The organism is Sphingomonas sp. Leaf28, from assembly GCF_001421685.1.
Classification (GTDB): Bacteria; Pseudomonadota; Alphaproteobacteria; order Sphingomonadales; family Sphingomonadaceae; genus Sphingomonas; species Sphingomonas aurantiaca.
This window is the reverse complement of sequence record NZ_LMKX01000009.1, coordinates 152,240-173,276: the sequence shown is the minus strand read 5'-3', so window position 1 is coordinate 173,276 and position 21,037 is coordinate 152,240. Positions and strand designations below refer to the sequence as shown.

The window sequence follows — 21,037 nt, the reverse complement described above, 5'->3', positions numbered from 1 at the left end:
TCAACCGAGTCCACCACCTCAACCGAGTCCACCACCCCGGCGAAGGCCGGGGCCCAGTTGGGGGACGGCTGTAACGAAGGGCGGTCCATCGTTACGACCACCTTTCCACCTGGACCCCGGCCTTCACCGGGGTGGCGGTTGGTACGAGATATTCGGATACTCCCCCTCGCCCTCCTAGCCACCGCCTGCATCGGCCCCCGCCCGGAAGCCCCCGCGACCACCGCGGTCGCGCCGCCCCCCGCATGGCGCACCGCGCTCGGCCCCGGCGCGCCGATCCGTGTGGACTGGTGGAGCGCGTTCGGCGATCCCGCGCTGACCGCGCTCGTGGCGCGCGCGCTGGCGAACAGCCCCGATCTCGGTGCCGCCGCCGCGCGGATCGACGAGGCGCGTGCCACCGCGCGGCTCGCCCGCGCACAGCAGACCCCGCTCGTCAGCGGATCGGCGCCGAGCACCACCGGCCAGACGGTCAGCCCGTTCGGCCTGCCCTCCGACGCGATCGGCGCGCAGCCCTCGGTCAGCATCAGCTATGACCTCGACCTGTTCGGCCGCCTCCGCCAGGCAAGCCGCGCGGCGCAGGCACAGTTGCTCGCCAGCCAGGCGGCGCAGGACACGGTGCGGCTTGGGATCGCGAGCAGCGTCGCGACCGGCTACATCACGCTGCGCGCGCTCGACCTGCGGCTCGCGGTCGCGCGGCAGACGCTGGCGGCGCGCGCGGAGGGCCTGCGCATCGCCCGGCGCCGCGCGGAGACCGGCTACACCTCGAACCTCGAACTCCGCCAGTCCGAGGCCGAATATCACGCCACCGAACAGCTCGTACCCGCCGCACAGCTCGCGATCAGCCGGCAGGAGAATGCGCTCAGCCTGTTGCTCGGCGACAATCCCGGCCCGATCCCGCGCGGGCGCACGCTCGACCAGCTCGCCGCACCCGCAATCCCCGACGGCCTGCCCGCCGACCTGCTCCGCCGCCGCCCCGATCTCTACCAGGCCGAGCAGACTCTGGTCGCGACCGACCGCTCGCTCGACAGCGCACGCGCGGCGATGTTGCCCAACCTCGCGCTGACCGGCTCGGCGGGGGTCGTCCTGTCGAGTGCGCTGGCGAACCCCATCGCGGTATTCTCGATCGGCGCGAGCGTGCTCAGCCCGATCTTCGACGGCGGCAGGCTCGGTGCGCAGGCCGACGCCGCCACCGCCCGCCGCGACCAGGCCGCCTTCGCCTATCGCCGCACCGCGTTGCAGGCGTTCCGCGAGGTCGACGACAGCTTGGCCGGGGTGCAGCGCTCGGGCGAACAGGCGGTCGCGCTCGCCGGGCAGCGCGATGCGCTGGCGGGGGCGTTGCGCAACGCGTCGAACCGCTACCGCGCGGGCTATTCGGCGTATATCGACCAGCTCGATGCGCAACGCGGGTTGCTGACCGCGGAGCTGTCGCTGGTGCAGGCGCGCGCGGACCGGCTGACCGCCTATGTGACGCTATACCAGGCGATGGGCGGCGGCTGGTCGCGGGCGGACAGCGAGAGCGTCCAGCGATAACGCTCTCTCCCCGGAGGCGGGAGAACGGCGCGCAACTGCATTTTCCTGCCACACTTGCCGCGTAGAGGCGCACCCCATGAAGGCCATCATCCTTGCCGCGGGCCACGGATCGCGGTTGCTGCCACTGACGCTCACCACGCCCAAATGCCTGGTCGAAGTCGGCGGACGCGCGATCCTCGATCACCAGCTCGACGCGGTCGCCGCCGCGGGCTTTGACGGCGCGGTGATCATCGGCGGCTACCGGATCGACCAGATCGACGCGCACCTGCACGCGCATGACGGCGGCCTGCCGACGGAACTGGTCTTCAACCCGTTCTGGTCGAGCGCGAACAGCATCGGCAGCGTCTGGGCGGCGCGCGCCTATCTCGACGCGCCGTTCGCGCTCATGAACGGCGACACCGTGTTCGACCCGCCGATCCTGCGCACCGCGCTTGGCGGCGAGACGGGGGGCGTGGCGCTGCTCGTCGAGCCGCTGGTCGACGCCGGGCTCGACGACATGCTGGTCGAGGCCGACGGGACCCGCGTTATCGCGGTCGGCAAGCATCTCGTCGGGCATGAGGCGACCGATCGCTCGCTCGGGCTGATCGTGTCGCACGGCGGCGGCGCCTATGCCGAGGCGTTGCGCGCGGTGATCGGCGAGGAGAACGGCATCCACGCCTATCACCACGCCGTCGTCGCGCGCGTCGCGCAGGGGCCTGGCGTGACGGCGGTGCGGATCGCGACCGGCGCGCACTGGCAGGAGATCGACCGGCCCGAGGATATCGCGCTGTGGGAACGCGATCACCGGCCATGACCAGCGCCCCTCCCAGAGGCAAGGTCGCGTTCCTGTTTCTCGGCGAGACGCTGCTGATCCCGCATCTCTATCCGATCGTCGAGGCGCTCGCCGCCACCTCAGACGTGCCGATCGACCTGTGGGTGAGCACCTCGGTCCATGAGAGCCTCCTGACCCGGTGGACGGCCCCCTTTTCCAGCGTGCGTATCCGCCGCGTGCCGGGCTTCCGCCGCGTCGCCGACGACGGCACGGGGCGCAATCCCGTGCTGCCGGCCAAGATCCCGATGCTGGTACGGTTGCTCCCCTATCTCCGCAGCGCACGCGTCGTGGTGTGCGCCGAACAGACGAGCCTGTGGCTTCCGAGGCTGTTTCCGATGCGCGCCAAGTTCGTCAAGACCTCCCACGGCGTCGGCTCGATGAGCGCGCGCGACGACCCGCGCCGGCGCGCGGCGGCGTTGACGCTGGTGCCGAGCCAGCGGGAACGCCAGACTTATCTCGATCGCGGATTCGCCCCCGACCGGTTCGTCGCGACCGGCTATGTGAAGGCGGATTTCACGCATTGGACGCACGCCGCGCCGCCGTTCGCGGATACGCGGCCGGTGGTGCTGTACACGCCGCACTGGCAACAGCATCGCTCGTCCTGGTGGCGCTGGGGGGCGGAGGTCGTGCGGCGGATCGTCGCGGACGGGCGCTACAATCTGATCTTCGCGCCGCATCAGCGCCTGGTCGAGAAGGCGCCCGAGGTAGCGGACCTGATGCGCGAGATCGGCGGCTTGCCGCACGTGCACTGCGACATTGACGGCTTCGCGATGGTCGACGGGAGTTATACCGGCGTCGCGGACGTCTATCTCGGCGACACGTCGAGCCAGGTGATCGAGTTCCTGATGCGGCCGCGGCCTTGCGTGTTTCTCAACGCAGGCGGGGCGGCGTGGAAGGGCGATCCGAACTACGCGATGTGGGCGTGCGGCGAGGTGGTCGATGACGTCGCGGACGTCGTGGGAGCTCTCGATCGCGCCGCGTTGCTGCACGCGGAGTATGCGGCGGTTCAGGCGGCGTTCGCCGGTGAGTCACTCGGCGCGGTGGAGGGCGGCGCGGCGCGGGCAGCGGCGGAAATCGTTCGCGTGTTGGAAACCACGCCCTCTCGATAGACCGCCACCACCCCGGCGAAGGCCGGGGCCCAGTTGGAACGTCCTGAGTAACGGCGCGTCGTCCATCGTTAGCAACGTTCCCCAACTGGACCCCGGCATTCGCCGGGGTGGTGCCCTGGGGAAACCCCGTTCTACCCCTCCCCTCTCGCTTTCACGACCAGATCGGCTAACGGGTGCCGCATGGTAGATTCTACAGCCCCCACGCCAGCGCTCCGCACCGTCCGGGCGAACGACACGCTGCTCTGGGGCATGACCAATGCCGAGCGGATCCGTCGGATCGGCGTCTCGCAGGGGTTGGCAACCGACGATGCGGGCGACACGGGCCCCGTCATCCTCGCCAACCTCGCTTATGCGTTCGACCCGGTATGGATCGCGCATCTGAAGACCCGGCCCGGCACGGTCGTCACGCGCACCGGCGTCCCCGTTCTCGCGCATGTCCGCGACGCCGACGAGCGCGCGCGGATGACCGCGGCGATGCTCGGCGAGGCGCCGCTGGTGAGCGGCCTCACGGTGATCGCAGCCGAGGCCGAGGAGGGCATCCTCAACGAGGCGCTGCGCAAGCGCGAGCGGCCGTTCGCCGAACTGCTCACCCCCGCCGCGGTGCCCGCGATCGAGCGCGCGAGCTATGTCGGTGCCTATAAGGGCGTCACCGACCTGCTGACCAAATATCTGTGGCCCGAATGGGCGCTGGCGATCACGCGCGTCTGCGCGCGCGCCGGGATCACGCCGAACCAGGTGACCGCGCTCGGGTCGGTGCTGTGCATCGTCGCGACCGTGGCGTTCTGGTATGGCTGGTTCTGGACAGGGCTCGCGACGGGACTGTTCTTCATGGTGCTCGACACCGTCGACGGGAAGCTCGCGCGGTGCACGATCACCTCGTCCAAGCTCGGCAATGCGTGGGATCACGGCGTCGACCTGGTCCATCCGCCGTTCTGGTGGTGGGCGTGGGCGGCGGGATGCGCGCCGTACGGTCGGCCGCTCGAGGACGGCGTGTTCTGGGCGGTGATCGGGACGATGCTGTTCGGCTATGTCGCGCAACGGCTGATCGAGGGGGCGTTCATCGTCCGGTTCGGGATGCACATCCATGTGTGGGAGCGGTTCGACAGCTGGTTCCGGCTGATCACCGCGCGGCGCAACCCGAACATGGTGATCCTGTTCGCGGGGTTGCTGGTGATGCGGCCCGACTGGGGGATCATCGGCGTGGCGGCGTGGACCGCGATCTCGCTCGTGGTGCATATGGTGCGGCTGGTGCAGGCGATGCTGCGGAAAGCCAAGGGCGAGACGCTGGTGAGTTGGCTGGCTTGAGCTAACCCCCGTCCGTTCGTCCTGAGTAGCTGTCGAGTAGTCGCCGAAGGCGGCGTATCGAGACGGCGTATCGAAGGACAGGCTGGCGGGCGGAACCCATGCTTCGATACGAGCCCTCGACATGCTCCTTACGGAGCTACTCGGTCTCTACTCAGCACGAACGGAAAGGGGGATAGGCCGGCCGATCCACCACAGGCAGTAGATCGCCAGCGCATACAGGAACCGGCTGTAGTCACGCTTCCCCGCGCGGTGATCCGCGAACACCTTGTCGACCGCGCCCGCGCGCCACATCCCCTGCTCGCGCACACCGCTCTCGCGCCAGAGCTGTTCGGCATAGGCGCCGAAATCGCCCGCGAACCACGCGGCGAGCGGCATCTGGAAGCCCTGCTTGCGCCGATCGAGGATCCCCCCGGGCAGCCACGGCGCGATCGCCTGACGGATCACGTATTTACCGATCTTGCCGTGCAGCTTCATGTCCGCGGGCATCGACAGCGCGAGGTCGACCATCCCCTGCCCCAGCATCGGCACGCGCACCTCGAGCGAATGCGCCATGCTGGCACGGTCGACCTTGGTCAGCATCGCGCCGGGCAGGTTGAGCGCGAGATCCGCCAGCCCGAACTGCTCGAGCGTGTCGGTCGAGATCGCGGCGGGATCGGGGAAATATTCCGCGACCAGCGCGGCGATCCCGCCCTCTTCCTCGGCGAGGAAGTCGGCCGAGAAGATCTCGCGGCGGAAGGCTTCGTTGGTGATCTGCGTCTTGGCGAAGAACCGCGCGACGCCGTTCGGGAGTGCGGCGCTGCCCGTCGTCTTGCGCCAGCGCTGCAACACCGCATTCGCATGCCGCGACGGCAAGGTCGGCACCGCATCGAGCGCGCGCGCAAGTTTGCGCAAAGGTGCGGGCAACGCCCCGATCCGGCGTTCGGTCGCATGCCGCTTGTAGCCGAAGAACAGCTCGTCACCGCCATCGCCCGACAGCGCGACCTTCACCTCCTGCGCGGCGATCTGGCTGACATACCAGGTCGGCACCGCGGACGGATCGGCGAACGGCTCGTCATAGCAATGCTGGACTTCGGGCAGCATCGCCTGCGCCTCCGCCAGTTCGAGCGTCCGCGTGACATGGTTGCAGCCAAGATGCCGCGCGATCGCCTCGGCATGCGGCGATTCGTCGAAGCGCGGATCGGGAAAGCCGATCGTGAACGTGCGCACCGGGCGATCCGACACCTGCGCCATCGCCGCGACCACCGCGGAGGAATCGACGCCGCCCGACAGGAACGCGCCGACATCGACGTCCGCAACCATTTGCTTGCCGATCGTGTCGAGCCATTGATCGCGGAACTGCTCGATCCACTGCGCCTCGGACCGCGGCTCGGCCGGATGATAGGCGGCCGTCCAATAGGCGCGCATCGTCGGCGTGCCGCTCGCCTCGACGGTCATCACATGCCCCGGCGGCAGCGTGCGGACCTGCGCGTAGATCGAGCGCGGCGTGCGAACATGGCCGAAGCTGAAATAATCGTGGAGCGCGCGGGCGTCGACGTCGAACGCCATCCCCGGGAGCAAGGTCAGCGTCTTGAGTTCGGAACCGAACGCGAACCCGGCGGCCTGATCGGTATAATAAAGCGGCTTGATCCCGACGGGATCGCGCGCCAGCGTGAGCCGACGCGCATGCGTATCCCAAACCGCGACCGCGAACATGCCGTCGAGCTTCGCCCAGACGTCGTCGCCCCAGCGTTCGTACCCGGCGAGGATGACCTCGGTATCGCCCGCGCTCTCGAACACCCGCCCCAGCGCCTGCAGCTCGCGCCGCAGTTCGCGGAAATTGTAGATTTCACCGTTGAAGACAAGCGCATAGCGGCCGTCGGGCGAGTGGAACGGCTGGTGCCCGCCTTCGATGTCGATGATGCTCAGCCGGCGCATCCCGAAGCCGAAGTCGCCATCGGTCATCACGCCCTGATCGTCGGGACCGCGGTGCAGGATCGCGTCGCACTGCGCGGTGATCAGGGGCGCGGTGACGAGGCGGGGCGAAACGGCACCGCCACCCCGCGCATAAAGGCCGGCAATTCCGCAGATGACGAACGATCCCTCGCATGACGGCGGCGCTGCCGCCCGATCGCGCGCGGTCTAGGAGCCGCCTGCCCTTTTGTCACCTCCGCGCACCCCGCCCGCCCTGCGCAACCTTGCCGCACTCGCTGTCGCGCTCTAGGGGCCGGTCGCAGATGGTTCAGGACCCCGCTCCTTCTCCGGCTCCGGCGGATGCACCGGCACGCGCGGGCACGACCGGGATTTTCCGGGCGGCGGCGCGCAACCTCGGCTGGCTGCTCGCCAGTCGCAGCGTGCTGGCGGTCCTGTCGCTCTTCTACCTTGGCTTTGCGACGCGCACGCTGGGCGTGGTCGATTTCGGCCGGTTCGCGCTGATCAGCGGCGCGGCGCAGGCGCTGGCGACCTTCGTCGGCTTCCAGACCTGGCAGATCATCGTCCAATATGGCGTCGAGCCGATTCAGCATGGCGACACGCCCCGGCTCGCGCGATTGCTCCGGCTCTCGGCCGTGCTCGACCTGTGCAGCGCGCTGGTTGGGGCAGCGCTCAGCGTCGTCATCCTGTGGGTATGGAGCGACCGCTTCGGCATCCCGCCCGACCTGATGCGCGACACGCTGATGTTCACCGTGGTCCAGCTCGTCACGATCCGCTCGACCCCGCTCGGCATCCTGCGCCTGCGCGACAAATTCTCGCTGTCCGCGCTGGCCGACAGCATGACGCCGATCATGCGGTTCGTCGGCGCGGGCGCGGCGATGCTGTTTGCGCCGACCATCCGCGGCTTCATGCTGGCGTGGGCGATCGCCGAGATCGTGACCGCGGCGACCTATTGGATCATGGTCGCACGCAGCGGCGACCTCGGCCTGCTCGCGCGTGGCCGCGGCGCGTGGCGACAGCTGCGCGACGAAAATCCCGGCATCGTCCGCTTCTCGCTCAGCACCAACGCCAGCGCGACGCTCGGGCTGTCGAGCAAGCAGATCCCGTTGCTGCTGGTCGGTGCATTGATCGGCCCCGCGGCGGCGGGCGCGTTCCGGCTTGCGACGCAGCTGGCGCAGGCGCTCGCCAAATTATCGCAGATGCTGTCGCGCGCCGCCTTCCCCGAGATCGTCCGCGCGGTCCGTACCGCCGAACCCTCGCGGCTGCGGCGCATCCTGATGCGCACCATGCTGGCCAGCACCGCGGCGGCGCTGGTGATCCTGGCGATCGTCGCTTTGGTCGGCGAGCCGATCTTGAAGCTGGTCGGCGGCAAATCGTTCGGCGGCGCGTATCCGGTCCTGTTGTGGCTGGCCGCTGCCGGCTGTTTCGACCTCGCCACCGTCAGCCTCGATACCGTGATGACCGCGCTCCACCGCGCTGGCACGGTGTTCGCGATTCGCGCGGTCGGCGTGGTCCTGCTGTTCGTCACTGCGTTCATGCTCATGCCCACCTATGATTCGACCGGCGTCGCGGTGGCGGTCGCGGTCGGGTCGGTGGCGGTCGCGATCCTGCTGGGATTTGCCGCCGCGCGCATAACGCGCGTACCCCGCGAGACCTGACCCGGCCGCGACACCGCGAGCGTGGGGGCTGCGATAAACGCCTCGTTCACGTCGCAAATGTCATCTGCGCGCCGCTCTATCGCCACTATTTTCGGGTCTTGGTCTGCCGATGAACTACGGATTCCTTATCGCGCTCGGCGCTGTGGCGGCCATCGCGCCGACCCATGCCCGCGCTGCCGAGACGTGCGAGGGCACACCGGGGAACGGTGCCGCAAAGCTGATCCTGGAGGCAACGACGCTGCGCAATAGCCAGGGCGAGGTCGCTTTCGCGATCTATCCCGATGACAAGTCCCGGTTTTTGGCAAAGGGCGCCAAGGTGGGGCGTGCGCGCGTCTCGGCGGCCAAACCGCGCGCCTGCTTCTGGCTGAAGCCCGGACACTATGCGGTCGCGCAATATCACGACGAGAATGGCGACCATAAGTTCAACCGGACGCTGTTCGTGCCCAAGGAGGGCTTCGGCTTCTCGAACGACGCGCCGACCTCGGTCGGGCTGCCGTCGTTCGACGCGGTCCGCACCGCCCTGCCCGCGTCCGGCGCAGTCATACGGATGAAGATGCGGTATCGCGGCTAATGTTCGCCCGGACCGCGATCGACGCGGAACGGAAATCTTATTGACACAAAATTGTAGCGGTTCTTTACCGTGACGGGTATCTCTATAACGTGGCTGATGCTGTTTCGAACTTTGATGCCTTTGGCAGGCAATCGCTTACCCCTCCCGCGGCACCCGCGTGGTTGCCCGAGGGCATGTTCGATTCGGCGGCAACCGAACGGGCCAGCGTGAACCCGCGCGAGGCCGCCGCGAAGATCCGCACCGGAATCATCTGCAACCCCAAGAGCCACCGCAACCGCAGCAGCGTCGAGGCGACCAAGCCGTTCCTGTCGGGCACGGTGCTCGCCGTCACCCCGCGGACGCAGGACGAGCTGGCCGAGGTGCTCACCGACTTTGCGCGGCACGGCATCGAACTGCTCGTGATCGACGGCGGCGACGGCACGATCCGCGACGTGATGACCGCCGCCGCGCGCGTCTGGACGGGGGCTGCTCCCCGCGTGGCGATCGTCCCCTCGGGCAAGACCAACGCGCTCGCGCTCGATCTCGGCATCCCCGACAGCTGGACGCTCGACCAAGCGCTGACCGCGGCCCGCCACGGCCGGGTCAAGTTGCGCAGCCCGGTCGAGGTGATCCGCAAGGACAGCGGCGCGAAGCTCTGTGGCTTCCTGTTCGGGGCAGGCGCGTTCGTCGACGCCACCGCGCTCGCCCAGCGCACGCACCGCGCAGGCGCCTTCAACGGCGTCGCGGTCGGGCTCGCTTTGTGCTGGGCGATCCTGCAGACGCTGTTCGGCGGCGCGAACAGCGCGTGGCGCGCGGGCAACCGCATGCGGATCCGCTTCCAGTCCCGCGGCGACGAGGGCGTGCATGCCGCCGGCAAGAATGCCGAAACCGATCGCGCCCGCTACATCCTCCTTGCCTCGACGCTGAAGCGCATGCCGATCGGGATCCGTCCCTTCGGCGTGCCGCGGGGCGGGCTGAAGACTCTGCTGGTCGATGCGCCACCGCGCTGGCTTGCCGCCGCGACGCCGTTGATCGTGGCTGGCTCGCCCGCCGCATGGCTCGATCGCGCCGGCTATCACCGGATCGATTCGCCAAGCTTCGACCTGTCGATCGACTCGGGCTTCATCCTCGACGGCGAAGTCTATGCCGGCGGGGACCTGATCGTCCGCGAAGCGCGCGCGCTCAGCTTCGTCGTCCCGTGATCACGCTTGGCGACGTTGTCCGCCGCCAGTTGCACGTTCCCACCATCGCCGCAGTCCGAGACGTCGCCTCGGTGCTGGCGGCGGGGTCGGCCGACACGCTGGCGGTGCTGTTCTATGGCTCGAACCTGCGCACGGGCCTCATCGAGGGCGTGCTCGATTTCTACGTCCTTACCGCAGGCCCACCCGAGCGGGGCATGTGGCCGACCGTCAGCTACCGCGAATTCACACACAACGGCGAGACGGTGCGCGCGAAGATCGCGACGATGCGGCTGGCGACCTTCGCCAAGGCCGCGGCCGCGCGGACGCTCGACACCACGATCTGGACCCGGTTCGTGCAGCCCTCCGCACTCGTCTGGGTCCGCGACTCCGCCATCGCGACCCAGGTGGCGGCGGCGATCGGTGATGCGGCGCGGTCCGCCGCGCGGTTCGCCGCAGCGCTCGGCCCCGCGAGCGGTACCGCCGACACCTATTGGCGCGCGCTGTTCCGCCAGACCTACGCCGCCGAACTCCGCGTCGAACGCAAGGGGCGCGAGGGGCAGATCCTCGGCTTCGATCCGGCACGCTACGACGAACTCCTGCCGCTCGCCTGGACCGCCGACGGCATCGCGTTTCGCGACGAGGCCGGCGTGCTGCGACCCTATCTGCCGCCAGCCAGGCGCGCCGCGCTGCAGCAGGCCTGGGCGCGCCGACGTCGCGCCGGCAAACCGCTCAATATCGCCCGCCTGGTGCGCGCCGCCTTCACCTTCGAGGGCGCCGCACGCTACGGCCTATGGAAGGTCGAACGGCACACCGGCGTCGCCGTGCCGCTGACCCCGTGGCGTGAGAAGCATCCCATCCTCGCGGCGCCCGGCGTGTTCTGGCGCGTCTGGCGCGCGCGGTCGCAGACAGGCACCACGACGCCATGACCAAGCCCATCAACGCGCTGATCCTCGCCGGCTCGCGCGGCGGCGTCGATCCGGTCGCGGCCTATGCCGGCGTCGCGCACAAGGCGCTGATCCTGCTCGACGGCCAGACGCTGCTCGCCCGTGTCGCGCAGGCACTGCGCGATGCAGGCGCGACGCACATCGCGGTCTCGGTGTCCGAAGACACCGTCCGCGCGGCGGCGAGCGCGCTCGGCCTCACCGTCCTGACCGCCGCGTCGGGCCCCAGCCGCAGCGTGCGCGACGGTATCGAGGCACTCGGCACGCCGCTGGTGGTCACGACGGCGGATCATGCGCTGCTCCAGCCCGAATGGATCACGCGCTTTCTCGCCGACGCGCCCGCGGACGCCGACGTCGCGGCGCTGCTCGCACGCCAGGACGTGATCGAATCTGCGGCTCCCGGCACGCGCCGCACCTATCTCCGCTTCGCCGACGGCGCCTGGTCGGGGTGCAACCTGTTCCACTTCGCCACGCCGCGCGCCGTCGCAGCGCTCGATCTGTGGGCGCAGGTCGAGGCAGATCGTAAGCGCCCGTGGCGGATCGTCCGCCGGCTCGGGCTCGGCACGCTACTCCGCTACATGTCGGGACGCCTGACGCTGGTGGCCGCGATCGCGCATCTGGGGCGCCTCGCCGGGTTGAACGCGGCGGCGGTCTCGACCCCGTTCGGTCTGGCGGCGGTCGATGTCGACAAACCCGCCGACCTGGACCTCGTCCGGGACCTGATCGCGCGTCGCTGACGCCAGTCCGGCCCGCAGATCGGGCCGCTGGCCCTGCCATCATTCGCGGAGAAATTGCCTCGGGCTGCCGCTGCCCCCTGTCCCCAAACCGCCACTTGGTGCAAAGCGCGGGCATGCAGACGCACGCGCCCCAACTCGCCCCGCCCCCCAGCGGAACGACCTCGATCGGCATCTACGGCAGCGCCGGACGCATGGGCCGCGCGATCGTCGACGCGATCGAAGCCGCGGGCGCCTCGCTCGCGGGCGGCGTCGATGCCGGCGACGATCCGACCCCGCTCGCCCGCAGCGCCGACGTTCTCGTCGATTTCTCGACGGCCTCCGCAATCGAGGCGCATCTTGCCGCCGCGCGCGCCGCTGGTACCGCTATCGTCATCGGCACGACCGGCCTGTCACCACAACACCAGTCGATGATCGACGCCGCCGCCGCCGACATCGCCATCCTCCAGACCGGCAACACCTCGCTCGGCGTCACCTTGCTCGGCATCCTGGTCCGCGAGGCCGCGGCGCGGCTCGGCGCGGACTGGGACGTCGAGATCGTCGAGATGCACCACCGGCACAAGGTCGACGCGCCGTCCGGCACCGCGCTGCTGCTCGGCGACGCCGCCGCCAAGGGCCGTGGATCGTCGCTCGCCGAACTGCGCGTCGACAGCCGCGCAGGCCTGCACGGCGCCCGGACCGAGGGCACGATCGGCTTCGCGTCGCTACGCGGCGGGTCGGTGATCGGCGACCACAGCGTGATCTTCGCCGGCGAAGGCGAGCGGATCGAACTCAACCACCGCGGCGACGATCGCTCGATCTTCGCGCGCGGGGCGGTCCGCGCGGCGATCTGGCTCGCCGGCCAACCCGCCGGGCGCTACCGGATGGGCGACGTGCTCGGGCTGTGAAAAAGGCGGACGTCATCGCGTTCTACGCGCGTCTGGCCGAGGCCGATCCGCACCCGGAGACCGAGCTCGAATTCGTCAATCCGTACACGCTCGTCGTGGCGGTCGCCTTGTCCGCGCAGGCGACCGACATCGGCGTCAACAAGGCCACGCGCGCGCTCTTCCGCGAGGTTGATACGCCCGCCAAGATGGTCGCGCTCGGCCTCGACGAACTCAAGCGCCACATCAAGACGATCGGCCTGTTCAACACCAAGGCGAAGAACGTCATCGCGCTCTCGCAGATGCTGATCGACGACTATGGCGGCGAGGTCCCGAACGATCGCGACGCGCTCGAACGCCTGCCCGGCGTCGGGCGCAAGACCGCCAACGTCGTCCTGAACGTCGCGTTCGGCGCGGAGACCTTCGCGGTCGACACGCACATCTTCCGCGTCGGCAACCGCACCGGCCTCGCGCGCGGCAAGACCCCGCTCGCGGTCGAACTGAAACTCGACAAGGCGACGCCGCACCCCTTCCGCCTCCACGCGCATCACTGGCTAATCCTGCATGGCCGCTATGTCTGCAAGGCACGGACGCCCGAATGCTGGCGGTGCATCGTCAGCGATCTCTGCGCCTTCAAACCCAAGACGCCCCCGCCAAAGGGGAAAGCCGTCCCAGGCGTCCCGCAGACGAAGTGACGCCCCCGCATCAAAACGGCTAGCGCCCCGCCCCGGCCTTTGCTAGGCGCATGTCACCGGCACCCGTAGCTCAGCTGGATAGAGCGCTGCCCTCCGAAGGCAGAGGCCACTGGTTCGAATCCAGTCGGGTGCACCAAACATCATTTATTTTCCTGTATTTTCAGTGCCTTAGCGGAATCTTTGGCTAACCTTTCCGCAAGGTTAGCCAAAAGCTTTTCGGCAGCGGTGTCGGAAAGCGTGCGCTGGTCGGCCGCTGCCGTGTACCGGGAGACCTCGCTGTCGGTCGTGTGACCGGTCCACGCCTTGATCTCTTGATTGGAGCAGCCCGCCTCCGCGAAGCGCCGCGCGGCGGCCTTGCGCAGCCCGTGTGCCGAGCAATTCGGCAAGCCGGCCTCGTCGCACCACTGGCGAAATTTGTTGCCGAAGCCCTTTACCGAGAATTGCTTGCCGAACTCGGTGACGACGAAGAACGCGCCGACCGTCGGCGTCGCGAGAATCGATTCCGCCAGGCCAGGCATAATCGGCAGCGACACGAAGACCTTCGTCTTTTCCTGCGTCAGTTCGAGCCGGGTGTCGCGGACGCTGGCGGGCCCCATCTTCCGGGCATCGCCGCCGCGCTGGCCCGTCCAGATCATCAGATCGAACGCCAGGCGCGCGACCGTACCGATCGCGTGACGCCGTTCGTAGGCGGCAATCTCTTCCTCGGTCCAGCTATGGAACCCGCCCCCGCTGACCTTGAAGGGTCGTGTGACGATGACCGGGTTCGATCCGGCCATGCCGATGCGCATGGCGAACTTCATCAGCGCCGACAGCCGCTTGCGCAGCATGTTCGCTGACGTCCGATGCGGCAGCAGTTCCGCGAGCATCGCCTCGACGTGGCGGGGCTGCAACTCGCGCACCATGATCTCGCCGTATCGCCGCCCCTTGCGGCTGCGTGCCCGCCAGCGCTCCAGCGTGCCGCGATAGACGACGCGCGTGCGCTCGCCTGGATCGAGGAAGTCGGGGGAACGGTAGTAACGGGAGAGCAGGTCGTCGAACGTGCCGACGGCGGCGCGGTTGGCGCCGGCTTCGATCTCCGGGGCGCTGACGCCGTCGTTGCACGCGCGCAGTTCCGCCAGAAACGCGTCGGTCCCCGGCTCGTTCTTGAAATAATAGGTGACGAAGCCCGTGCGGCGATACCGGTAATGGGCCTTCCCATGCCGGTCGCGGAACGTGCTGACATGCTTCGGTAGCCAACGCCGCTTCACGCGAACATCTCGTCCAGGCTGTTCGCACCGGCAGGCATGACCCCTGCCCCGGTCGTGACGACAATGCGGCCGGGCTCGATCTCGACACGTACGGGGATGCCGACCTTCGCAGCCACGCGAAGAATCCGCGTAAGGTCCGCCTGGCGCACAAGCGCTCTCGCACTCATCGCCGCGCGACCTGGTTATCGGCCAGCACCGCACGCAGCTTTGCGGCATGCTCCAGCATTTTCGTGCCGCGTGTTTCGAGCGTCTTGGCGGTGACGAACAGGTCGAGGTTCGACACACCACGGTCGGCGTTGAGCTTGTGGTTCAGGCTTCGGACGCAGACGCCGAGGGCATCCGCCAGCGCCTTCTTTCCCCCGAGAATTTCGTAGGCGGTCTGAAGACCCATCATCCGCGGCATTTCGATCGGCAAGCCGCGCTGTTCCCGCTTTTGGGAACGGTTGCTCGGTTGTGATCGCGGCGCAGACTGGTCAGCTTCGGAGGCAGCGGCGCTGATCATCATACTAAACCTCCTGCTGCGGGTCGATCGAGCGGGCGCGCCAGCGTCCGCTCTTGTAGAAAGCGTTTCGCCAAGAGCGGTGTGCTGCTCGGTGCAACCTCGCCGAGCGCTAGGCGGCAGATGCGCTGCCACTGCGGCGCAATCGATGCGACGATGACGCCGAGCGCAATCGCGCCCCCGCTGATGAACAGTCCGATGCCGAAGCCGTGGAGGATGTGCTGCACCATCAGCCGCGCCGATCCGCCATGCCGGCGGCCAGCATGACGATCGCGACCGGAACCCAGATCACGGCCAACGCAATCGCGACGACGACCTTCGCCAGGCGGCGCTGGCGCATACGGCGCTCGAGGCGCGCGCGGCTCGGGGCAGCGGCGGCGATCACTGGAACACCACGGAAGCAGGGGTGACGACGCATCGCGAACAGGTTGCAGGCGCGTGCCAGGCGCACGCGCGGCGCGACCAGCGCGACCTGGTTGTAATCCATCCGCACCAGTCCGCCGAGATTGGCGCCGCGCAGCGCGCCGCCCATCGGCTTTCGCACATGGATCAGCGTGCCGGCCGGCAGCACGACCTTGTCGGCCACGACAATATCGTATTCGAGCGTGACGTCGCCGGGGACGGCGTGTGCGGAGTTTGGCGTGTCGTTCTGGTCGTTCATCTTGTCAGTCCTTGGGTTCGGTTCGCGGCGGGGCGGCGTTGGTGGTGCGGGGCCTAAAGACCGAGCGCCGTGCGGTGCGCGGCCATCAGGTCGACGCCGCCCACGACCTCGATCATGCCGAGCACATCGATCTCGACCTCGACGACGTCGTTCCACGTCAGCTTGAAATAGCTGAGCTGGCTTTTGACCTTGAACTCGGTGTCCTCGCTGGGCTTCCATTCGCCCATGTCGATCTCTTCGTGGCGGCCACGGGTGACGATCTCGACCACGTCGACCGCACCGGTGTCGTCGTTCTGGAACGAGCCGACAAAGCGCTGCTGGACGCCCGAGATATTGAGCATACCATGCTGGCGCAGGATCTGGCGCATGGGGCCGCCATAGGTCGCCTCCATTTCCAGCGCCTCCCCGCCCATGTCGACCTTGACCGCGCGGCCCATGCCGCCCGCGCGATAGTCCTCGAACTTGCGGACGAGTTTGGGCGGCGTGATCGAAACGGTTTCGCCGACAAAGGCCTCGCCGTCGTTGAACATCATCGTCTGTTTGAGCTTGCTGGGGAACGCCATCGCGTCAGCCTTTCGTTCGGGGGATCAGGGGGAGCGGGTCAGTTGCCGCCCGCGAGGCTGGCGAAGTCGGCGAAGAACTCGTCGGAGATCTCCTGCTCGAGCCCGAGCGCCTCCAGGGGCGGCACGAAGGTGTAGCGGTAGCCGATCAGCAGCTTGCCGGCCTTCAGCTGCTCGACGGGGTTCTTGGCCCCGTCGAACACGGCGACGGCACCGAGGATGCGGCCGGCGCGCGTCTCGGTCCGGAACTTCTCGTTGATCTGCTCGACGATATCCTTGGCCAGGCTGGGCAGCAGCGGCTTGTCCATCGCCCACACCAGCCCGAGGCCGACGACGCCGATCAGCGTCTTGCGGGCCGTGCGCGCCGGTGAGGCGGTGCCGGGGTTCGGCATCACTTTTTCTCCTTCTTGGTGGGGAGCAAGCCGATCAGGCGGTCGCGGACGATACCGGGCAGCTCGCCGGCCGCGGTCGCGCAGCCGGCGACGAAAGCGGGCGCGGTCTTGAAGGCGACCATCCCGAACATGAAGCCGAGCGCCTGCAGGACGAAGGGGTGGAACGGGTAGACCGCGCCGGCCGCCCGCTGGACGAAATAGCTAACGACGACGCCGACCCAAAGCTGGGTCGCGCGCTGCGCCCAGGTCAGATCCGGATCATACAGCATGCTGACGATCGACCCGAGCGCGGGCGGGACGAGCGACCCGAGAAAGGCGATCAGCCCTTCGGCCAGGTCATGAAGGAGCTTGTGCATCGTCAGTCCCACAGGTTGACGACATCGGTGCGCACGGCGACGGCCGGCGCGGCGATGGCGGGGAGGTTTATGGACAGGCCTTTGGGCAGGATCGGACCGAGCGCCGCGATGCCCGGATTGGCAGCAAGCACCGCCGGCAGATCGGCAGGACCGAGCCCGCGTTCGCGCCAGATCAGTGCATCGAGCGTGTCGCCGTCGCGCGCGCGAACGGTGTCGAGCGTCGTCATCAGATCAGCTCGACACAGGTGCGCGTCACCGCGAGCATGTCGCGAATGGCGTGCAGGGAATCGCGGCGCAGCTCGGCGACGCTGGGGTCGAGATCCTCCGCCTTCCGCTGCCCGGCGCCGGTCAGATCCACGTCGCGATACCGCTCGACGACTTCGGCCTTGGCGGCGGTGAACACGGCACGGCGATAGAGCAGCACCAGCGTGCTGATGCCGTCGATCGTCGGCGCGGGCACACCATTCAACCGAACGATCCCCGCCGCGCGTTGTCCGGCCGACCAGTCCGCAAGGTCCCGCCCGACCGTCAGGATACCCGCGATCAGCGCCTCGCGCGCCCGCGCTGCCGTAACCGCGTCGCGGATTCGGTGCTGCTCGCGGAACATGGCTGGGTCGATGTCGGGGAAGAAACCGTCGTTGACGATTAGCGCCGGGGCTGGCGTATCCTCGTCAGGCAGGACGGTCGCGATGATGGTCATGGGGACGGTCCTCAATTTCACGGGGGTGGGGATCAGGTCGAGCGACGGCCCTGCGGCCCGAAGGCCTCCCGTCTCGCGTGATCCGTCCCCGAGCGCCGGGGGCGAGCTTGGTTCAGCCGGCGATGTCGCCGGCCTCAGATTTCGTGGCGGCGATCTTCGCCTTTTCGAGACCGCGCAGCATCGCCTTCACGCCGACCCGGTCATGCAGATCCTGCGCGCGCGTCAGCATTGCCGTCGCGCGCTCAATCGTCGGTACGATCGCGTCACCGGTGGACGCGCCCGCCGCGCGGATCAGCTCGGCGCCGATCGCCTTGAACAGCTTGGCGCGCGGCTGGTCGTGCATATCGATGCCGTCGGTCAGCAGTTCGACGACTTCCAGAACGTCGATCGGGAAAGCTTCGCCCCTTACCTGCGTCTTGAGCGCGGCGTCGGCGATGACCTCAAGCACCAGAGTGGCGGCGTCGCGCTCGTACCGCTTGGGCATCGAGATCGAGAAGCGCAGCACGAAGCCTGCGAGTGTCAGCGCGCGCGACCAGTCGCCGACGTCCATGCACCAGACCATGATGGTCGGCAGCACGTCATCCGCGCCGGTCGGCTCCAGCGCGCCGGGCTCGGCTCCGCGGCCGGCATCGAGCAGTCCGTCGCACCATGCGCGATAGTCGGGCAGCATCTCGCGCTTGGCCGCGACCTTGCGGTCGATCGATTTGATCTGTTTCAGCCGCTGCATGTCATGCCGCAGCCGCATGGATATCGTGGCCGCGGCGCGCGCGGCCGGCGTGTTGCCGGCGGGCACAAGCGGTTGGTCCGCCGCGGCCGGTTTGGCGACCGCGGCGGTACGGATGTGCCCGCCCCCGGAGGCAGGAGCAGACGCCGCTTTCATGGCTAGGATTTGTTCCTGGCGTCGAGCGAAGCTCATGGCGTGTCCTGTGGGGGCGGGAACGGGGGGAAAGGGTTAGCCGCCGGCCGGCGCGGGCGCGGCGGGCGACTTGCCCATGACGATGTTCTCGATCAGCGCGGCCTTGCCCATGTCCTCGACGACATAGGCATGGTTTACGCTCTCGTAGTTCTCGATCTGGTCGCGCTTGGCGTTGTCCTCGATCTTGCGCCGCTCGGTGCCGATCTGTTCGTAGACCGACAGGTTCGCGAGCGTGGTGATGAGGATGGCGCTCTTCGGAAATTTCGGCACGCGCACCGCGGTGAGCCCACCGATCTTCTTGTCCGAGAGCAGCACGTCGCGCGCCAGCTGTTCGGTCGCGCGGTCGCCCGATGCGTTGACGATCGAGAAATACTTGTCGTTGACCAGCTCGCGGCCGACGATCGCGACCAGATCGGTATCCTCACGGTAATTCTCGTGCAGCAGCTCGATGCCGGCGAACACCAGCGCGTCGATGTTGACGTAGTCGACCTCGGTGCCGACCTCGCCCGCGCCGACATAGATCGCGCCGGCTGCGGTCACGACGCCGTCCGCATCGCGCGTCTCCGCCTTCAGCTCGCCGCCCGCGGCGTGGCGCTCGGGCGCATCCTCGCGGATATGCTGGAGCCACCCCTTGTTGAGGTCCTGGAGGAGCGGATAGGCGACCGGATCGGTATCCCGCGCCACGAACAGCCCGTTGAAGCCGATCGTGATGATGTCGACCGCCTTGGCGCTGACGATCGCGTCGCGCAGCAGCGTCTGGAAATTGGGCTGATGCGCCCACGCGTCGAGCGTTTCGTAGCGGATGAGCGTATCGAAGTCGGTCTTCTCGCACCGGTAGCGCGTCTCGTCGAGATCGCCGGGATAGCGGGGGCTGCGATCCTTGCTGCGCGTGTCGGTGCGGCTGGCGATCGTGCCCTTCACGCCGACGCCGACCTTGTCGCCCTCCTGCGCCACGACCGGGATGATGTTGATCTTTGACAGGAAGTCGCTCGATCCTTTCAGCTTTGCGCGGAGCGTCTGCGCGATCGCGGGCAGCACCTCGAACGAGCGGCTTGGGTCGGCGACGTTGTTCAGCTTGCCGATCTGCTGGGTATAGGCGTCGTACTTGTTGCGGGTAGCGTTGAGCATCGGGGCGGTTCCTGTGGAGCGGGCGGTCTGGCGGGGCGGTCGGGGCGCGGCGGATCAGCAGTCGGTGACGGCGCCGTCCCCTGCCCCCGATGCCGGCGCGCGCGAGAAGCCCGGCTGCTCGGTCGCCGCGAGCTTCGTCTTCAGCGTCGCGAACTCGCGTTGCAGCGACGCATGGGCCTCGGTGACCGGCTTCAGCGCCGCGGCCAGTGAGCCGCTGAACGCCGTCCGCATGTCGCTCGCAAACGCGGCGGGGTCGAAATTGTCGTTGGCAGGCGTAGGCGTAACCGGCTCGGCCGGTTTGAACTTGGCAGCAACCGCCGCGAACAGGCGGTCCACAATGCCGTCGACCTTCTCATGTTCGGCCTGCTTCGCTTCGAACTCTATAGCGACGGCGTCGGTGCCCGAGGCAAAGACGCTGCCAGGCGCGCGGTGCGAGAATTGCAGGCGCTCAGTGCCGATCGATGCGGGCGTGTCGGTGAAGGCCAGGCCGATGATGCCGAACTTTCCGCTGCCAGCATAATTGGGGGTCAGCTCGACCGAGGGGAACGGCTTCTGGTCGGCCCGGGCGAGCGCGACCAGCTGGTCGTTGCCCTCGACGGTCGCGTAGAGCGCGCGGCGCTTCTCACTCTTGCCCGCGATGATGATGTCGTCGGTCTTGGCTTCGAGCGCGACGACGTCGCCATAGCCGTTGAAGGGCGGCTCGGGACTGTATCCCGAGACATGCTCGAGGTTGATCCGCGGCGAATAGGTCGCAGGCGCGAAGGTCGCGACGCATTCGTCGATCATCTCGGGCGTGACCTTGCGCCCATCGCTGATGGTCTCGCCTTCGACGAAGGCGCGGAACGGCTTGCTCTTAGTGCCCATGGTGGCAAATCCTCGGTTCGATTGCGACGCGCCGGGCGCCGGTTGATGGATCGAACAGGGACTAAGACAGCCGCAGTCTCAAGCGGCCGGTCTTGTAGAATGGCTTTCTACAAGAGACGAGAGCGTTAGCCGGCAATCACACGGTGGTTATGCATCGGAGACAGCAAGGCTTGGTGCGAAATTTTGATTTTCGCACCAGGAATGTCCGGGATGGGAGGGAAACGGCCCGGCCGCTTCGAAGCGGAGAGGCGCGTTTTCGGCCGTTCGTTCACCGATCCCCAAGTCAGCTATGCATCATTCGCGGTGTTTCGACTTCACTCAGCGCTATCTAGAAAACTGCCCTTCATTTGTACCGCCATGGAACGATAGGTATCGTAGCGGGTAGCGCGGGCTTGAATGTGTCGCGACTTTAACGGCAGATGAGCCCTCTGA

Annotated in this window: 25 protein-coding genes and 1 tRNA gene; 12 read left to right on the top strand and 14 right to left on the bottom strand. The window is 68.1% G+C overall.

The window, feature by feature from the left end; translation table 11 throughout:
* The first annotated feature begins 138 nt into the window (after positions 1–138).
* The 4 genes from ASE79_RS13915 (at position 139) to ASE79_RS13900 (ending at position 4,752) form a co-directional block, all read left to right on the top strand.
* The gene (locus tag ASE79_RS13915; protein WP_056417744.1) at positions 139–1,527 is read left to right on the top strand and encodes an efflux transporter outer membrane subunit; all 1,389 of its coding nucleotides are present in this window, start codon (positions 139–141) and stop codon (positions 1,525–1,527) included.
* Positions 1,528–1,603: 76 nt separating this feature from the next.
* Positions 1,604–2,320: an NTP transferase domain-containing protein gene (locus ASE79_RS13910; protein ID WP_056417740.1), complete on the top strand. Its 717-nt coding sequence runs from the start codon at positions 1,604–1,606 to the stop codon at positions 2,318–2,320.
* Entirely contained in the window at positions 2,317–3,447 is a 1,131-nt protein-coding gene (locus tag ASE79_RS13905) for a hypothetical protein (protein ID WP_056417737.1), read from the top strand. Before ASE79_RS13910 ends, ASE79_RS13905 begins: the two co-directional genes overlap by 4 nt.
* Positions 3,448–3,627: 180 nt before the next feature.
* Positions 3,628–4,752, top strand: a complete 1,125-nt coding sequence (locus tag ASE79_RS13900) for a CDP-alcohol phosphatidyltransferase family protein (protein WP_056417734.1) — start codon at positions 3,628–3,630, stop codon at positions 4,750–4,752.
* 147 nt (positions 4,753–4,899) lie between these two features.
* Here ASE79_RS13900 and asnB read toward each other — a convergent pair whose 3' ends face one another.
* Positions 4,900–6,810, bottom strand: a complete 1,911-nt coding sequence (gene asnB / locus ASE79_RS13895; RefSeq protein WP_156359698.1) for an asparagine synthase (glutamine-hydrolyzing) — start codon at positions 6,808–6,810, stop codon at positions 4,900–4,902.
* 155 nt (positions 6,811–6,965) lie between these two features.
* Here asnB and ASE79_RS13890 point away from each other — a divergent pair, with 155 nt between their 5' ends.
* The 8 genes from ASE79_RS13890 (at position 6,966) to ASE79_RS13855 (ending at position 13,418) form a co-directional block, all read left to right on the top strand.
* Complete coding sequence (locus ASE79_RS13890) at positions 6,966–8,318, top strand: lipopolysaccharide biosynthesis protein (protein ID WP_082445316.1); 1,353 nt, start codon at positions 6,966–6,968, stop codon at positions 8,316–8,318.
* A 109-nt stretch (positions 8,319–8,427) separates the two neighbouring features.
* Complete coding sequence (locus ASE79_RS13885; RefSeq protein WP_056417730.1) at positions 8,428–8,889, top strand: DUF2141 domain-containing protein; 462 nt, start codon at positions 8,428–8,430, stop codon at positions 8,887–8,889.
* A 173-nt stretch (positions 8,890–9,062) separates the two neighbouring features.
* The gene (locus ASE79_RS13880) at positions 9,063–10,070 is read left to right on the top strand and encodes a diacylglycerol/lipid kinase family protein (RefSeq protein WP_107957380.1); all 1,008 of its coding nucleotides are present in this window, start codon (positions 9,063–9,065) and stop codon (positions 10,068–10,070) included.
* Positions 10,067–10,975 carry a hypothetical protein gene (locus ASE79_RS13875; protein ID WP_156359697.1) on the top strand — a complete coding sequence of 303 codons (909 nt, stop codon included), beginning with the start codon at positions 10,067–10,069 and terminating at the stop codon, positions 10,973–10,975. Before ASE79_RS13880 ends, ASE79_RS13875 begins: the two co-directional genes overlap by 4 nt.
* Positions 10,972–11,727, top strand: coding sequence for a nucleotidyltransferase family protein (locus ASE79_RS13870; protein ID WP_056417724.1), 756 nt, complete (start codon positions 10,972–10,974; stop codon positions 11,725–11,727). The genes ASE79_RS13875 and ASE79_RS13870 overlap by 4 nt, the downstream gene beginning before the upstream one ends.
* A gap of 113 nt (positions 11,728–11,840) precedes the next feature.
* A complete protein-coding gene (gene dapB, locus ASE79_RS13865; protein WP_056417719.1) occupies positions 11,841–12,611 on the top strand; it encodes a 4-hydroxy-tetrahydrodipicolinate reductase in 771 nt (256 codons plus the stop codon).
* Positions 12,608–13,282: an endonuclease III gene (nth, locus tag ASE79_RS13860; protein WP_056417716.1), complete on the top strand. Its 675-nt coding sequence runs from the start codon at positions 12,608–12,610 to the stop codon at positions 13,280–13,282. The genes dapB and nth overlap by 4 nt, the downstream gene beginning before the upstream one ends.
* A gap of 59 nt (positions 13,283–13,341) precedes the next feature.
* Positions 13,342–13,418 (top strand) — tRNA-Arg (locus ASE79_RS13855).
* Between the two features lie 4 nt (positions 13,419–13,422).
* Here ASE79_RS13855 and ASE79_RS13850 read toward each other — a convergent pair.
* The 13 genes from ASE79_RS13850 to ASE79_RS13795 all read right to left on the bottom strand — a co-directional run bounded on the left by ASE79_RS13850 (position 13,423) and on the right by ASE79_RS13795 (position 20,605).
* Positions 13,423–14,529 carry a site-specific integrase gene (locus ASE79_RS13850; protein ID WP_056417712.1) on the bottom strand — a complete coding sequence of 369 codons (1,107 nt, stop codon included), beginning with the start codon at positions 14,527–14,529 and terminating at the stop codon, positions 13,423–13,425.
* Positions 14,526–14,645, bottom strand: a complete 120-nt coding sequence (locus tag ASE79_RS21730; protein ID WP_162237045.1) for a type I toxin-antitoxin system SymE family toxin — start codon at positions 14,643–14,645, stop codon at positions 14,526–14,528. Before ASE79_RS21730 ends, ASE79_RS13850 begins: the two co-directional genes overlap by 4 nt.
* Before the next feature lie 47 nt (positions 14,646–14,692).
* A complete protein-coding gene (locus tag ASE79_RS13845) occupies positions 14,693–15,034 on the bottom strand; it encodes a hypothetical protein (protein ID WP_156359696.1) in 342 nt (113 codons plus the stop codon).
* Positions 15,031–15,258 (bottom strand): hypothetical protein, encoded by a 228-nt coding sequence (locus tag ASE79_RS13840; RefSeq protein ID WP_056417706.1) that lies wholly within the window; start codon positions 15,256–15,258, stop codon positions 15,031–15,033. Before ASE79_RS13840 ends, ASE79_RS13845 begins: the two co-directional genes overlap by 4 nt.
* Positions 15,258–15,689: a hypothetical protein gene (locus tag ASE79_RS21725; RefSeq protein WP_235516940.1), complete on the bottom strand. Its 432-nt coding sequence runs from the start codon at positions 15,687–15,689 to the stop codon at positions 15,258–15,260. The genes ASE79_RS13840 and ASE79_RS21725 overlap by 1 nt, the downstream gene beginning before the upstream one ends.
* 53 nt (positions 15,690–15,742) lie before the next feature.
* Entirely contained in the window at positions 15,743–16,252 is a 510-nt protein-coding gene (locus ASE79_RS13830) for a phage major tail tube protein (RefSeq protein WP_056417703.1), read from the bottom strand.
* 38 nt (positions 16,253–16,290) lie between these two features.
* Complete coding sequence (locus ASE79_RS13825; protein ID WP_056417701.1) at positions 16,291–16,641, bottom strand: hypothetical protein; 351 nt, start codon at positions 16,639–16,641, stop codon at positions 16,291–16,293.
* Positions 16,641–16,997 (bottom strand): hypothetical protein, encoded by a 357-nt coding sequence (locus tag ASE79_RS13820; protein ID WP_056417698.1) that lies wholly within the window; start codon positions 16,995–16,997, stop codon positions 16,641–16,643. The genes ASE79_RS13825 and ASE79_RS13820 overlap by 1 nt, the downstream gene beginning before the upstream one ends.
* Before the next feature lie 2 nt (positions 16,998–16,999).
* Entirely contained in the window at positions 17,000–17,224 is a 225-nt protein-coding gene (locus tag ASE79_RS13815) for a tail protein X (protein ID WP_056417695.1), read from the bottom strand.
* Positions 17,224–17,697, bottom strand: coding sequence for a head completion/stabilization protein (locus tag ASE79_RS13810; protein ID WP_056417692.1), 474 nt, complete (start codon positions 17,695–17,697; stop codon positions 17,224–17,226). Before ASE79_RS13810 ends, ASE79_RS13815 begins: the two co-directional genes overlap by 1 nt.
* A 112-nt stretch (positions 17,698–17,809) precedes the next feature.
* Positions 17,810–18,577 carry a phage terminase small subunit gene (gene gpM / locus ASE79_RS13805; RefSeq protein ID WP_082445315.1) on the bottom strand — a complete coding sequence of 256 codons (768 nt, stop codon included), beginning with the start codon at positions 18,575–18,577 and terminating at the stop codon, positions 17,810–17,812.
* A 72-nt stretch (positions 18,578–18,649) separates the two neighbouring features.
* Complete coding sequence (locus ASE79_RS13800) at positions 18,650–19,741, bottom strand: phage major capsid protein, P2 family (protein WP_056417685.1); 1,092 nt, start codon at positions 19,739–19,741, stop codon at positions 18,650–18,652.
* A gap of 54 nt (positions 19,742–19,795) precedes the next feature.
* Positions 19,796–20,605, bottom strand: a complete 810-nt coding sequence (locus tag ASE79_RS13795) for a GPO family capsid scaffolding protein (RefSeq protein ID WP_056417682.1) — start codon at positions 20,603–20,605, stop codon at positions 19,796–19,798.
* Positions 20,606–21,037: the final 432 nt, after the last annotated feature.

What these genes read in the sequence shown, in the direction of transcription:
- ASE79_RS13910 (WP_056417740.1), top strand. Translation starts at nt 1,604, where the DNA reads ATGAAGGCCATCATCCTTGCCGCGGGCCACGGATCGCGGTTGCTGCCA.
- ASE79_RS13905 (WP_056417737.1), top strand. Translation starts at nt 2,317, where the DNA reads ATGACCAGCGCCCCTCCCAGAGGCAAGGTCGCGTTCCTGTTTCTCGGC.
- ASE79_RS13900 (WP_056417734.1), top strand. Translation starts at nt 3,628, where the DNA reads ATGGTAGATTCTACAGCCCCCACGCCAGCGCTCCGCACCGTCCGGGCG.
- ASE79_RS13890 (WP_082445316.1), top strand. Translation starts at nt 6,966, where the DNA reads ATGGTTCAGGACCCCGCTCCTTCTCCGGCTCCGGCGGATGCACCGGCA.
- ASE79_RS13885 (WP_056417730.1), top strand. Translation starts at nt 8,428, where the DNA reads ATGAACTACGGATTCCTTATCGCGCTCGGCGCTGTGGCGGCCATCGCG.
- ASE79_RS13880 (WP_107957380.1), top strand. Translation starts at nt 9,063, where the DNA reads ATGTTCGATTCGGCGGCAACCGAACGGGCCAGCGTGAACCCGCGCGAG.
- ASE79_RS13870 (WP_056417724.1), top strand. Translation starts at nt 10,972, where the DNA reads ATGACCAAGCCCATCAACGCGCTGATCCTCGCCGGCTCGCGCGGCGGC.
- dapB (WP_056417719.1), top strand. Translation starts at nt 11,841, where the DNA reads ATGCAGACGCACGCGCCCCAACTCGCCCCGCCCCCCAGCGGAACGACC.
- ASE79_RS13845 (WP_156359696.1), bottom strand. Translation starts at nt 15,034, where the DNA reads ATGATGATCAGCGCCGCTGCCTCCGAAGCTGACCAGTCTGCGCCGCGA.
- ASE79_RS13840 (WP_056417706.1), bottom strand. Translation starts at nt 15,258, where the DNA reads ATGGTGCAGCACATCCTCCACGGCTTCGGCATCGGACTGTTCATCAGC.
- ASE79_RS21725 (WP_235516940.1), bottom strand. Translation starts at nt 15,689, where the DNA reads ATGAACGACCAGAACGACACGCCAAACTCCGCACACGCCGTCCCCGGC.
- ASE79_RS13830 (WP_056417703.1), bottom strand. Translation starts at nt 16,252, where the DNA reads ATGGCGTTCCCCAGCAAGCTCAAACAGACGATGATGTTCAACGACGGC.
- ASE79_RS13825 (WP_056417701.1), bottom strand. Translation starts at nt 16,641, where the DNA reads ATGCCGAACCCCGGCACCGCCTCACCGGCGCGCACGGCCCGCAAGACG.
- ASE79_RS13820 (WP_056417698.1), bottom strand. Translation starts at nt 16,997, where the DNA reads ATGCACAAGCTCCTTCATGACCTGGCCGAAGGGCTGATCGCCTTTCTC.
- ASE79_RS13815 (WP_056417695.1), bottom strand. Translation starts at nt 17,224, where the DNA reads ATGACGACGCTCGACACCGTTCGCGCGCGCGACGGCGACACGCTCGAT.
- ASE79_RS13810 (WP_056417692.1), bottom strand. Translation starts at nt 17,697, where the DNA reads ATGACCATCATCGCGACCGTCCTGCCTGACGAGGATACGCCAGCCCCG.
- gpM (WP_082445315.1), bottom strand. Translation starts at nt 18,577, where the DNA reads ATGAAAGCGGCGTCTGCTCCTGCCTCCGGGGGCGGGCACATCCGTACC.
- ASE79_RS13800 (WP_056417685.1), bottom strand. Translation starts at nt 19,741, where the DNA reads ATGCTCAACGCTACCCGCAACAAGTACGACGCCTATACCCAGCAGATC.
- ASE79_RS13795 (WP_056417682.1), bottom strand. Translation starts at nt 20,605, where the DNA reads ATGGGCACTAAGAGCAAGCCGTTCCGCGCCTTCGTCGAAGGCGAGACC.